Genomic DNA, 12,314 nt, shown 5'->3' with positions numbered 1-12,314 from the left:
ATCGGGCATTTCCATGCCCGGCACCGTGCGCGGGCGGCCGGACACCGGACGGACGCCCTCCGCTCGTCGGTGCCTCTCCCCGGCTCTTACGCTGATCCCGTCCGGCCGGGCCGGCGGGCCGGCGCACGGAGCACGGAACGGTGAGCACGCATGGCAGTGGCGCACGAGCGGATCGCGGACCGGCTCCGGCGGTCGATCCGGGCGGGCCGGCTGAAGCCGGGAGACCCCCTGCCCCCGGAGGCGCAGCTCGCCGAGCAGTTCGGACAGGGCGTGCCCGCCGTCCGCGACGCCCTGCGGATCCTGCGCGACGAGGGCCTCATCGAGGGGCGGCCCGGGCGCGGCAACGTCGTCCGGCGCCCGCACACCACTGCCGTGCGCACCAATCTCCGCCACCAGTGGGAGAAGGGCCGGGCGCGCGGGCCGCTGGAGGAACGGGCCCGGAACGGCACCACGGAGTACGAGACCGGCCTGCAGGGCCGTGACCTGGTCTTTCACGCGTCGTACCGCGAGATCGAGGCGGACGAGGGCCTGGCGCGGGCCTTCGCCCTGCCGGAGGGCACCGCCCTGCTCGAACGCCGCTACCGCACGCGGTACGCGGCCGAGAGCACGCCCTTCAGCCTGGTGACCTCCTACCTCGTCCGCGAGGCGATCGCGGGGAACCCCGAGCTGCTGGACGAGACCAACGAGCCGTGGCCGGGCGGGTCGCAGGCGCAGCTCCACACCGTCGGCATCGAGCTGGGCCACATCGAGGAACGGGTGACCGCCCGCCCGCCGACGCCCGACGAGGCGGCGGAGCTGGCGCTGCCGCCCCGGTCGTCGGTGCTCGTGCTCCGGAAGACCTCGATCGGCATCGACGACCGGGTCGTGGACGTCTCCGACGTCATCCTGCCCGGCGACCGCACGGAGATGCTGTTCACCACGTACCTGGAGAGGTGGTGAGCGCCGCGCGCCGCCGCGCACGCCCTCACCCCCGGTCGAACGGCAGGTCCAGCATCCGGATGGCGTTGCCCCGCAGGATCTTGTACGTCACGTCCGCCGGGAGCCCGGCCACGTGCTCGGCCGCCACCTTCTCGGTGTGCGGCCAGGTCGAGTCGACGTGGGGGTAGTCGGTCTCGAACGTCGCGTTGTCGACCCCCACCGTCTCGATCGCCTCGATGCCGTGCCGGTCACGGAAGAAGCAGCAGAAGATCTGCCGGTAGTAGTAGGTCGACGGCGGCTCGGGGATCAGGTCCTTGACCCCGCCCCACGCCCGGTGCTCCTCCCAGACGTCGTCGGCGCGCTCCAGTGCGTACGGGATCCAGCCCATCTGCCCCTCGCTGTAGGCCAGTTTCAGCCGCGGGAACTTCACGAGGACGCCGCTGAACAGGAAGTCCATCATCGACGCCATCGCGTTGTTGAAGCTCAGCGACGCCTGCACGGCGGGCGGCGCGTCCGGCGAGGCCGCCGGCATCTGCGACGACGACCCGATGTGCATGTTGACCACGGTCCCGGTCTCCTCGCACACCGCGAAGAACGGGTCCCAGTACCCGGAGTGGATCGACGGCAGGCCCAGGTGGGTGGGGATCTCGCTGAAGGTCACGGCACGCACGCCGCGCGCCGCGTTGCGCCGGATCTCGGCGACCGCCAGGTCGATGTCCCACAGCGGGATCAGGCACAGCGGGATCAGCCGGCCGCCGCTGTCCCCGCACCACTCCTCCACCATCCAGTCGTTGTACGCCCGGACGCAGGCGAGCCCGACCTCCTTGTCGGCGGCCTCGGCGAAGGTCTGCCCGCAAAAGCGCGGGAAGGTCGGGAAGCAGAGCGACGCCTCGACGTGGTTGACGTCCATGTCCGCCAGCCGGGCCTTGGGGTCCCAGCACCCGCGGCGCATCTGCTCCCGGGTGATCCCGTCCAGCGTCATCTCGTCGCGGGAGAAGCCGACGGCGGCGATGATGCGCTTGTACGGGAAGAACTGGCCCTCGTACTCCCACCAGTCGGTGATCTGGCCCTCGGGGTCGGTGGTGAACCGGTACTTCCCGCCGACGTACGCCAGCTCACCGATCCCGGCGGTGAAGGGCTTCGGCCCCTTGTCGCGGTACTTCCGCGGAAGCCAGGTCTCGAAGAGGTGCGCGGGCTCGATCACGTGATCGTCCACGCTGATGACCCTGGGAAGCTCCGCCGTGCCGCTCTCGCTGCTGCTCACGCTGTACCCCCAACTGCCCGCCGGTGGGCACCCACCGGAACCCGGATTCTGACGACCCATCAGTTTTGAGGTTATGGGCTCGCCCCGGCGACGACAAGGCGAGCTGGGAGAACTGCGCCTCTTGCGGGATGGCGCCGCATCCGCTGAACTGACGCATCGTCACATCAGGTGGACGAATCGAGGGACAGCATGCAGACGATCTGGCTCAGCGGTGCCGAGTGGCTCGCCGTCCTCCGTATCGGCCTGGGGCTGTGGTGGCTGGAGAGCTGGCGCCACAAGGACAAGAAGACCTGGTTCGCGGGCGGCGGCATCACCTGGGCCGGCGGCATCGCGGCCGAGCACCGCTGGCCCGTGGTCCGCAGGGGCTTCGACCGGTTCGTCAAGCCCCGCCCCCGCCCGATGGCGTACCTCGTCGCCTACGCCGAACTGGCCCTCGGCCTCGGACTGATCGCGGGGTTCCTGACGCCGATAGCCCTGGTCGCCGGGGTGGTGCTCAACCTGGTCTACCTCGTGCTGATGATCCACGACTGGGCGGAGCAGGGGCAGAACCTGATGATGGCCCTGATCTCCCTCACGGGGCTGCTCGCCATGAGCTGGCAGAGCTGGTCGCTCGACAGCGCGCTGGGCCTGTTCGGCTAGGGCGGACACGCCCTGCCCGCGCGGCGGACCCCGGCGGGAACGGCGGGTCGCCCAGCGGTGCCCGGAGCGCACGGGCCCCCGGTCGTTCAGCTCCCCGGGCGTGGGGTGGCCCGGGAGGCTGATCGGCCGTAGGCCCGTGCGCGGCGGGTCAGCCCTTCTCCCCGACCGTCACCGGCCGGTCGTCGTTCAGCTCGTTGAAGAGCTCCTTGGCCTTCGCCTCGTTCCACTGCACGGCGCTGCCCTTGGGGGTGCGGAGGTTGAGGTTCGACACGGGGACGTTGAGCCGCTTGCCGTCGCCCGCCGTGACGCCCTTCATCGCCTTGAACAGCGAGGTGAGGTTGGTCAGGCCGGTGTCCTCGTCCACGATGAGCGTGCCGAGGCCCGCGCTCATGGTCGGGTAGACCTTGGCCGGGTCGAGCAGGGTGTCGGGCTCGGCTGCCTTGCGGGCGAGGGCGGCCAGGAACTTCTGCTGGTTCTGGCTCCGGCCGAGGTCGCCCTGGGCCTCCTGGTGGCGCTGGCGGACGAAGGCCAACGCCATGCGGCCGTCGAGGGTGTGGCAGCCCTTCGTGAGGTTCGCGCCCGACTTCTTGTCCTTGACGGCCTTGTCCAGGCAGATGGGGACGCCGCCGATGGCGTTGACGATGCCCACGAAGCCGGCGAACCCGATCTCCGTGTAGTGGTCGACGTGCAGGCCCGTGTTCTGCTCGATGGTCCGCACGAGCAGATCGGGGCCGCCGAACGAGAACGCCGCGTTGAGCTTGTTCTTCGCCGCGGGGTAGTGCTTGCCGGTGTCGGGGCGGATGTACGGCGGGATGGTCACCCACGAGTCGCGCGGCAGGCTCACCATCGTGGTGCCGTGGGCGCCGGTGTGCAGCAGGATCATCGAGTCGGTGCGGCGGCCCGCGTCGGCCGAACCACCGGTGTGCAGATCCTTCCTGGCCTGCTCGGACAGGCCCACCCGGCTGTCGGAGCCCACGATCAGGTAGTTGGTCCCCTTGCCCTCCGGCATCCGGTCCGCGATCTTGCTCAGGTCGACCTCGCGGTTGAGCTGGGTGTCGGCCCAGACGTAGCTGCCGAGGGAGCCGCTGAGCAGGACGGTCGCCAGCAGGATCGCCGTCCGCCTGATCCGGCGGCGGCGCGGGGAGGAGCGGGCGGCGCGCCGGCCGCGGCCCGTACGCCCGCCTTCGGGGCCCATGCGCCCGCCGCCGGGGCCCATGCGCCCGGGGCGGAGCGCCCGCCCGTCGTTCCCTCCGGGGGCGTCGGCCCGGACCGGGGGCACCGGTGCGGGCACGGGCGCCACGACGTCGGGCAGCGGACGGTTCATGGACCCTGCCGGGTCATCCATCCGGGGCCACTGCATCTGAGGCGGAGGCCCCTGGGGCGGCGGCATCTGGGACGGGTACGTCGGGGTCGCAGGCTCTTGGGGCGGATACGCCTGCGGCGGGTACATCTGGGACTCGGGCCCCTGGGGCGGATACGCCTGCGGCGGGTACATCTGGGACTCGGGCCCCTGGGGCGGATACGCCTGCGGCGGGTACATCTGCGACTCGGACCCCTGGGGCGCGTACGCCTGCGGCGAGGGTCCCTGGGGCGGATACATCTGGGGCGGGTGCTCCTCCGGGGGCCACACCTGCCCGGGGCCGGGGTATGTCGCCTCCGTTTCGCCGCCCCACCGGGTATCGGGCGGCCCGTCCAGCCAATCGGTCATGCGCGGAAGCCTCCAATGTCATGTTCTCTTCACCTAAGGGTGCCCAGATCCGCACAAGTGAACGGGCAGGTGCGAGATCGGGCCGGCGGCCGGTGGCCGGTGCCCCGGGGCGTCCGCACGGCACACGGCCGTGCGGACGCCCCGCAGGGCCCGTTACGGGGTCATCTCGGCGTCAGGCTCTGGTACGCGACCGGTTGGCCGATCTGCTGGGCCGCGGTGCCGGAGCGGTGCATGCGCTGCCACTTCAGGCGGGTGCCGAGCAGGAAGGCCGCCACGGACTGGATGACCACCAGATACATCAGCTGCCGGTAGACGAAGAGCTGGAGCGGCATCGCCCACAGCGACTTCACCGGCTCCCGGTCGAGCTTCAACGCATAGGCACAACAGGCCAGTTGGAGTCCGAGGAAGCCGATCCAGACGGTGGCCGCGAGCACCGGGCCGCGGAACAGCGCCGCGTACAGCGCGAAGACGTCGACGACCGGAGCGAGCAGCGGCAGGGCGACCTGGAAGAGCGCGAGGTAGCTCAGCCCGCGCCGTCCGAACCGCCCCGACGGGCCCACTTCGATGACGGCCCGGCGGTGCTTCCACATCGCCTGGATCGTCCCGTAGCACCAGCGGTAGCGCTGCCGCCACAACTGCCGCAGCGAGGTGGGCACCTCGGTCCAGGCGATCGCGGACTCCTCGTAGACCACCCGCCAGCCCGCCTGCCACAGGGCCATGGTGAGGTCGGTGTCCTCGGCGAGGGTGTCCTCGCTGACGCCGCCGACGCCCATCAGCGCGTCCCGGCGGAAGGCCCCGATGGCGCCGGGGACCGTCGGCATGCACTCCAGCACCTCGAACATCCGCCGGTCGAGGTTGAACCCGAAGACGTACTCCAGGTGCTGCCACTGACCCAGCAGCCGGCTGCGGTTGCCGACCTTGGTGTTGCCGCTGACCGCACCCACCGCCGGGTGGGCGAGCGGCTGGATCAGCCGGTAGACGGCATCCGGCTCGAAGACCGTGTCGGCGTCGACCATGACCACGATGTCGTACCGCGCATGGGCCAGGCCGGTGTTGAGCGCTGCCGCCTTGCCCGCGTTGTACTGGCGGACCACCTCCACGCGGGGATCGCCGATCCGGACGGCGATGTCCGCCGTGTCGTCCGTCGACCCGTCGTCGATCACGATGATCTGCAGCTGCACGTCGGTGGAGGCGAGCAGCGAACGGACGGTGGACTCGATGCCCGCCTCTTCGTTGAAGGCGGGGACGAGCACCGTCACCGGGTCGATGACCTCCCGCAGCCAGGGGGAGCCCGGCCGGAAGCGGGTCAGCCGCCGGACGTGCGTCCGGGCGAAGACGACGAGGGAGGCCAGCCGCAGCACGCCCAGGGCGCCGGCGATGCCCAGCACCCAGGTCATGCCGTGCACGAAGGTGTAGCCGGCGACCTTGACCCAGACCAGGGCCGTGCCCAGCGCTCGTTCGGTGCCGTCGACCGGTTTCTCGGCCGGGGCCAGCCCGGCCCCGGCCGTCACCGTCGTGAACTTGTCGACGTTCCGGTTGGCGAGCAGCCGCTCGGTGTCCTTGTAGGCGGTGTCGTTCTGGCTGAACTGCCGGATCAGGCCCTGCGACGGCTTGCGGTACCACCGGTCGGCGGCGACCAGGGTGTAGCCCTCCGCGCCGGCCTTCTTGGCGGCCTTCCACTCCGGGCCGCACATGGTGTCCGACGCGGTGGTCTGCGGCAGCCGCAGCAGCCTGGTGTGGATGCCCGCCGTGCCGGCCAGCGCCTTCTGGGTGAGCGAGAGCTCCATCCGGGCACGGAGGGGCGAGGCCTCGCCCATGACCGCACCGGTGTAGGTGTTCGAGCCGATCTCATGACCCTCGTCCCTGATCCTCCGTACCAGGTCCGGGTGTTGGGCGGCCTTGGCGCCGTACAGGAAGAAGGTGGCGTGGACATGGTGCTTGTGGAGCAGGTCGAGCAGCCGCGGCGTCCACACCGGGTCGGGTCCGCCGTCGTAGGTGAGCGCCACCGTACGGGCGGGCATCCCGGCGGTCCGCACGGTGCCGCCACGAAGGTCCACCACCGGGCCACCCTTCTCCACCGCCCGCGGAACGGGCTGGGTGCAGTCGCTGCGGATCTTGGCGGCATCGACCTCGTGGGTGGTCCAGCCCTCGAAGAGCAGGGCGCCGAACGCCAGGGGCAGTAAAACGCTCAGCAGCAGCCAATGGCCGCGCGGGTCACGGGACTGGGCGTGCCTGCGCCGTTTGGCCCGGCCCCTCATGTCGCGCCCGTGACGGTCTCGGGCGCGGCCGGGGTGCGGTGTCTCGAGAGGGACGCGGTGGTGCGGGTGTGGAGGAGTGTGGGGGTGTGGGGGAATGTAGGGGTATGGGGGGTTATGCCAAATGTGGGGGTCATGGAGGGTGTGGGGGTGGGGGATGTGGGGGAAGTGCGAGCGCTGCGGGTGCCGGCGGCTTCCGTCGGGGCGGCGGCCGTGACATAGGGGGAAGACGGCGCAAGGCCGTCGGCGGCCGAGACCTTGGCCGCTCTGCCCGTCACGGCCACCCGCCCGTTCGGAACCCGCCCGTCGCCGGCGGCGAACGCCCGCAGGGGAGCGCATCCGTCAGCGGCGGCCGGGTTCCGCACAGCGTTTCCCTGCGCGACCGAAGCGTCGGCACATGGCTGAGAAACGGGTATATTCTGCCGTTTTGTGTTCCGGCGGGCCTCACACATGGTCGGCGAGTGTACTCACCAGTCACCCTCAGCAGTGGAGAACTTCGAACATCTCTCGTCACCTTGACAAGGCCCCGCCCCGCCACCCCCACCCTGGCGCTCCGCACGCATATGACCAGGTCACAGGCGGTCTCGGGCGCACCTGGCGTGACATGGCGCGCTTCGCCCCGCGGCGCCATGCCACCCCGTTTTGAGAGTGTTCTAACACCTGACACCGACTCACCCCGGCACCCGCACGAAGGTCCGCCCCCGCCGACTCCTGGCCGGAATAGCCCTTATCCCACCGTTCCGGCGGATCTAGCGTTGACTCCGTGACCAGATATGAAATCTGGTCACGGAGTCAGAGGGGGACTGACCGTGGACCGGGTGGAGCGTCGTGCACGCATCCTCGAAGTGGCCGGGGAGCTGCTCCTCGCCTGGGGCTACGACCGGGTGACGATCGATGAGATCGCCCGGCGCGCCAAGGTCGGCAAGGGCACGGTCTACCTCCACTGGAAGACCAAGGACGCCCTGTTCCTGGCGGTCGTCCTGCAGGTCCAGTTCCAGAGCCACCAACGGCAGTTGGTCCGGATGCGGGCCGACCCGCCGGAGATCCTGCCGAGCAGGATGCTGCGCGGACTGTTCTGCGACTTCCTGGGCCAGCCGGTGCTGCGGGCCATGTACACCGACGACGCCGATGTCCTCGGCCGGCTCAACGACACCGCGAAGCGGGAACTCACCGAGCTGATCGGCGAGGGCGACCGGATGCTGCGCCGCCATCTCGGAGTGCTGCGCGAACACGGCCTGGTGCGCGACGACCTCGATGTGCACCACCAGCAGTACGCCCTGATGGCCATGGCCACCGGCTTCTTCACGGGCGAGGCCCTGCTCGACGGCCGCGCCCCGGTCGCCCCGGAGGTGCGCGCCGACATCCTCGCCCACACGGTCCACAGCGCCCTGGAGACCTCCCCCGGCGAGGAGGCCACCGCGAGGGCCGCGGCCCGGGCGGCGCCCGAGGTCATCGCGCTCTACGAGCAGTTCAGCGAGCTCACCCTGCACGAGATCCGGCGCCAGGTACGTGATTGAGGCTCCTGGGCCGGTGGGTTGTGGCCGGGTGAGCCGCCGGCCCGGTGATCCCACCTCCTGATACGGCGGCCGACCCGGCTCGACCAACCGATCCGCCTGACCCGGCCGACCCGATCCACGTCGCAGGGCGGCGGCCGGCGCCGATACGCCGCATGGCGGCGCCGGTTCCAGGCCCCGCCCGCCCCGTCGCCCCCCTCCCCGACTCCCGAACCGATTCTCAGACCGACTCCCAACCCGGAGGAGAACGAACGATGTCGGAATTAACCACCTCTCCGCTCGCTGCGCACGTCGGGAAGCACCCGGGCGAGCCCAATGTGATGGACCCGGAACTGATCACCGACCCGTTCACCGGCTACGGCGCGCTGCGTGAGCAGGGCCCGGTCCTACGGGGCCGGTTCATGGACGACTCGCCCGTCTGGCTGGTGACGCGGTTCGAGGAGGTCCGCCAAGTCCTGCGCGACCAGCGGTTCGTGAACAACCCGTCCTCGCCGGCCCTGAACTGCCCGCCCGAGGACAACCCGCTGACCAGGCTGATGGAGATGCTGGGCCTTCCCGAGCACCTCCGCGGCTACCTGCTCGGATCGATCCTCAACTACGACGCCCCAGATCACACCCGGCTGCGGCGTCTGGTGTCGCGGGCCTTCACGGCCCGCAAGATCACCGACCTGCGGCCGCGGGTCGAGCAGATCGCCGACGCGCTGCTGGCCCGGCTGCCCGAGCACGCCGAGGACGGCGTCGTCGACCTCATCCAGCACTTCGCCTACCCCCTGCCGATCACCGTCATCTGCGAACTGGTCGGCATATCCGAAGCGGACCGTCCGCAGTGGCGGGAGTGGGGCGCCGACCTCATCTCGCTGGATCCGGAACGGCTCGGGGCCTCGTTCCCGGCGATGATCGAGCACATCCACCAGTTGGTCCGGGAACGGCGCGGGGCGCTCACCGACGACCTGCTCAGCGAACTGATCCGCACCCATGACGACGACGGCGGCCGGCTCAGCGACGTCGAGATGGTCACCATGATCCTCACGCTCGTCCTCGCCGGTCACGAGACCACCGCCCATCTCATCAGCAACGGCACGGCGGCGCTGCTCACCCACCCCGACCAGCTGCGCCTGCTCAAGGACGATCCGGCCCTGCTGCCCCGCGCCGTCCACGAGCTGATGCGCTGGTGCGGGCCGGTGCAGATGACCCAGCTGCGCTACGCCACCACCGATGTCGACCTCGCCGGCACCCGGATACGCCGCGGGGACGCCGTCCAACTCATCCTGGTGTCGGCGAACTTCGATCCCCGCCACTACACCGACCCCGACCGCCTCGATCTGACCCGGCACCCCGCGGGGCACGCCGAGAACCATGTGGGTTTCGGCCACGGAGCCCACTACTGCCTGGGCGCCACCCTCGCCAAACAGGAAGGCGAAGTCGCCTTCGGCAAACTGCTCACGCACTACCCGGACCTGTCGCTGGGCATCGCACCGGAACGTCTGGAACGGACGCCGTTGCCGGGCAACTGGCGGCTGAACGCGCTGCCGGTGCGGTTGGGGTGACCGCAGTCCGGCGGCAGGTCACCGGCAGGTCGTGCCGGTGACCTGCCGCCGGGCCTCGGCGGAGTTCGGGCGGGGGTGGCCTGGCCTGGCCAGGCCGGAGGAACGGGGGGGACGCCGCCTCGGGCCGGCCCGAGGCTCCCTCGCCGTCGGCTACTTGCGTCCGCCCTGCGCCGGCGCCTGCCAGACGACCGGTGTGCCACCGTCCCCCTCGGCGTCGCCCTGGAAGATGACGGCAGCCGGGGCGTCTCCCTTGGGCAGCAGGTGGATGGAGCACTCGGTCACGGCGCCGTGGGGCTTCACCATCGCGTGGGGGACCGCTTCGGGGCACCGGCCGACCCCGGGGCCGCCGATGTCGATCAGCGTCAGCTTCTTCACGGTCCGGCCGCCCACCGTCCGCAGCGTCACCCCGTCGCTCATGCTCGGCAGCAGGTCGTACTTGCCACTGTTGCGGTACCGCACCGTCACGTAATACGGGATCAGCTTCTTCTCGTCCGCGTCCAGGTCGAAGCGGCTCAAGTCGGCGAGGGAGCCGGTGCGCACGCTCTCGGGGGTGATGCGCAGCGATACGGGGCGGCCGCGGCTGTCCGTGGTGACGCCGTCGGCGGGCTCGCCGGCGGGCAGTACCCCGGCGGACGCGCCGCCCTTGCCGCCGCCGACCTGCCAGAGGAGGGTCTCACCGCCGTCGTCCTGGTACGAGACGGTCGCCGGCCGGTCGTCCTTCGGCAGCATGAAGATCCGGCAGAGCGCCGCCGTGGCACCGGGCGCCAGCTCGGCCCTTCCGCTCTCGCGGCACTCGGGCGGCAGGCCCGAGCCGGTGGCCATCGGGTTGCTCCGGAACAGCGAGACCTGCTCGGCGGCCTGCCCGGCGGCCCCGTTGACGGAGAAGTTCCGCTCCGGGGAGGCGTTTTTCACCGGGGCCTTGCCGGTGTTGGTGTAGGAGAAGGTGAGGTAGTACGGCACCATCCCCTTGAGGTCGTCGTCCAGCTGGATGTGCGCCAGGTCGGAGTCCGAGCCGCGGGCCAGCCGCGTGGGCGTGATCCGCAGCCGGTGCGCCTGGTGGTCGGAGCCGGTCCAGGTGGCCGGGCGGGGCGTGGCCTTCATCGGCAGCGCTTCGGCGGGCGTGACGGCCTCCGAGGCCCCCGGCTTCGCCGCTCCTGCCCCTGGCCCGCCGGCACACCCGGCGGCCAGCAGCATCAGCGCGCCGACGCCCGCGGCACCGGCCATCCGTATGGGAACGCGCACGAAAATTACCCCCGTTGATCTGTGCCGCAGGCCGGCGCGCTGCCCACCGTGCGGCCGGTGCGACAGGTTAGCCGCCGTGAGGGGCGGTCGGATTGCGGGGGCCGGGCGGTGCCTGGGGTGGGGGCACGGCGGGGCCGGGGTGGGTGCAGCGCGGGGCCGGGCGGGTGCCCGCGCCGTCCTCAGCGACCGCGGCTCGCCTTCAGCGAATACATGAGGGGGATGCGGGGACGGTCGCCGGGGAACCGGTGGTAGCCGTCGTCGTCGCGGCGCAGTGCGGTGAAGCGCCGGAACATCGTCATGTCGTGCTCGTGCAGGAAGTCGATGCGCAGGCCGGTGCGGGCCAGGGCGGAGACGACATCGCCGAGCGGGTGCTGCCATTCGACGCTGCGGTTGTGGACCGTCGGGGCGCCGAAATCGGCGTAGGTGCCGGGGGTTTCGTCCACCCAGGCGTCCCGGCTGAAGTAGTCGTGGACGATGCGCGATCCGGTCTCGTCGTCCAGGGCGTCGCACAGCGGGTGGAATTCGGCGAGGTAGAGGAAGCCGCCGGGGGCGACGAGACAGGCGGCGGTGTCGGCCCAGCGCTGCAGGTCCGGGAGCCAGTTCAGGGCGCCGATGCCGGTGTAGACGATGTCGTACGCGCTGTCGGGGACGGCTTCGGCGGCGTCATAGACGTCGGCGGCGACGAACGCGGCACGGTCCGGGGTGTAGCCGAGTTCGGCGGCCAGCTCGCGGGCGGTGTCGATGGCGGGCTCGGAGAAGTCCAGGCCGACGACGCGGGCCGCTCCGCGATGGGCCCAGGAGAGGGTGTCCTGGCCGAAGTGGCACTGGAGGTGGAGGAGGGACCGGCCGGTGACATCCCCCACCTCCGCCGTCTCGAAGTCCCGCAGCACGTCGCGTGCCCGGCGGAACCCCTCCTGGTCGTAAAAGTCGCTCGCGGTGTGGAGGGCGACGCGTTCGTCCCACATCGAGCGATTGGTGCGACGCCAGTCGTCGGGGGCGGTGTGTTGTCGCATTCGGCGAAGTTATCCACAGCCTGACGGCCCTCGCCAACGGATTTCCGGCGCCGGGCGCAGAATGGGCCCATGACTGACGAGACGACCGCAGGCCCAGGCCACTCCACCGCTCCGCACCCTTCGACCACCGATTGGCATCCCGCACCCGGGGCGGGGACGGCCTCGGCCGATCCGATAGCGGTGACGGGCGGGGCGCGGGAGGATCTGGGCGCCT

Annotated in this window: 9 protein-coding genes; 4 read left to right on the top strand and 5 right to left on the bottom strand. The window is 71.1% G+C overall.

Features of this window, described 5'->3' with window-relative positions; all coding sequences use genetic code 11:
• Positions 1-150: 150 nt before the first annotated feature.
• Positions 151-939 carry a GntR family transcriptional regulator gene (locus tag AB0411_RS10155; RefSeq protein WP_366416780.1) on the top strand — a complete coding sequence of 263 codons (789 nt, stop codon included), beginning with the start codon at positions 151-153 and terminating at the stop codon, positions 937-939.
• A gap of 25 nt (positions 940-964) precedes the next feature.
• On the opposite strand, the gene AB0411_RS10150 is transcribed toward AB0411_RS10155, so the two are convergent.
• Entirely contained in the window at positions 965-2,182 is a 1,218-nt protein-coding gene (locus AB0411_RS10150; RefSeq protein WP_366416779.1) for an amidohydrolase family protein, read from the bottom strand.
• 189 nt (positions 2,183-2,371) lie between these two features.
• Here AB0411_RS10150 and AB0411_RS10145 point away from each other — a divergent pair, with 189 nt between their 5' ends.
• The gene (locus AB0411_RS10145) at positions 2,372-2,821 is read left to right on the top strand and encodes a DoxX family membrane protein (RefSeq protein WP_366416942.1); all 450 of its coding nucleotides are present in this window, start codon (positions 2,372-2,374) and stop codon (positions 2,819-2,821) included.
• A 148-nt stretch (positions 2,822-2,969) separates the two neighbouring features.
• On the opposite strand, the gene AB0411_RS10140 is transcribed toward AB0411_RS10145, so the two are convergent.
• Both AB0411_RS10140 and AB0411_RS10135 read right to left on the bottom strand, forming a co-directional pair.
• Positions 2,970-4,211, bottom strand: a complete 1,242-nt coding sequence (locus AB0411_RS10140; RefSeq protein ID WP_437041627.1) for an LCP family protein — start codon at positions 4,209-4,211, stop codon at positions 2,970-2,972.
• A 479-nt stretch (positions 4,212-4,690) separates the two neighbouring features.
• Positions 4,691-6,787: a bifunctional polysaccharide deacetylase/glycosyltransferase family 2 protein gene (locus AB0411_RS10135; protein WP_366416777.1), complete on the bottom strand. Its 2,097-nt coding sequence runs from the start codon at positions 6,785-6,787 to the stop codon at positions 4,691-4,693.
• A gap of 815 nt (positions 6,788-7,602) precedes the next feature.
• Between AB0411_RS10135 and AB0411_RS10130 the strand changes: the two genes are divergently transcribed.
• The gene (locus AB0411_RS10130) at positions 7,603-8,301 is read left to right on the top strand and encodes a TetR/AcrR family transcriptional regulator (RefSeq protein WP_366416776.1); all 699 of its coding nucleotides are present in this window, start codon (positions 7,603-7,605) and stop codon (positions 8,299-8,301) included.
• Between the two features lie 251 nt (positions 8,302-8,552).
• Positions 8,553-9,845, top strand: coding sequence for a cytochrome P450 family protein (locus tag AB0411_RS10125; RefSeq protein ID WP_366416775.1), 1,293 nt, complete (start codon positions 8,553-8,555; stop codon positions 9,843-9,845).
• Positions 9,846-9,995: 150 nt separating this feature from the next.
• Here the strand turns inward: AB0411_RS10125 and AB0411_RS10120 are convergent, their stop codons facing one another.
• Positions 9,996-11,087, bottom strand: a complete 1,092-nt coding sequence (locus AB0411_RS10120) for a hypothetical protein (RefSeq protein ID WP_366416774.1) — start codon at positions 11,085-11,087, stop codon at positions 9,996-9,998.
• A gap of 179 nt (positions 11,088-11,266) precedes the next feature.
• On the bottom strand, positions 11,267-12,100 hold the full coding sequence (locus tag AB0411_RS10115) for a class I SAM-dependent methyltransferase (protein WP_366416773.1): 834 nt from the start codon (positions 12,098-12,100) through the stop codon (positions 11,267-11,269).
• Positions 12,101-12,314 lie beyond the last annotated feature (214 nt).

Source organism: Streptomyces angustmyceticus, assembly GCF_040701845.1.
Lineage (GTDB): Bacteria > Actinomycetota > Actinomycetes > Streptomycetales > Streptomycetaceae > Streptomyces > Streptomyces angustmyceticus_A.
The sequence above is the reverse complement of the archived record's forward strand: the minus strand, read 5'-3'. Positions and strand labels throughout refer to the sequence as shown.

Excerpts from the sequence above, each read along its gene's own strand:
- AB0411_RS10145 (WP_366416942.1), top strand. The coding sequence starts at position 2,372 with ATGCAGACGATCTGGCTCAGCGGTGCCGAGTGGCTCGCCGTCCTCCGT.
- AB0411_RS10125 (WP_366416775.1), top strand. The coding sequence starts at position 8,553 with ATGTCGGAATTAACCACCTCTCCGCTCGCTGCGCACGTCGGGAAGCAC.
- AB0411_RS10135 (WP_366416777.1), bottom strand. The coding sequence starts at position 6,787 with ATGAGGGGCCGGGCCAAACGGCGCAGGCACGCCCAGTCCCGTGACCCG.
- AB0411_RS10115 (WP_366416773.1), bottom strand. The coding sequence starts at position 12,100 with ATGCGACAACACACCGCCCCCGACGACTGGCGTCGCACCAATCGCTCG.
- AB0411_RS10155 (WP_366416780.1), top strand. The coding sequence starts at position 151 with ATGGCAGTGGCGCACGAGCGGATCGCGGACCGGCTCCGGCGGTCGATC.
- AB0411_RS10140 (WP_437041627.1), bottom strand. The coding sequence starts at position 4,211 with ATGCCGCCGCCCCAGGGGCCTCCGCCTCAGATGCAGTGGCCCCGGATG.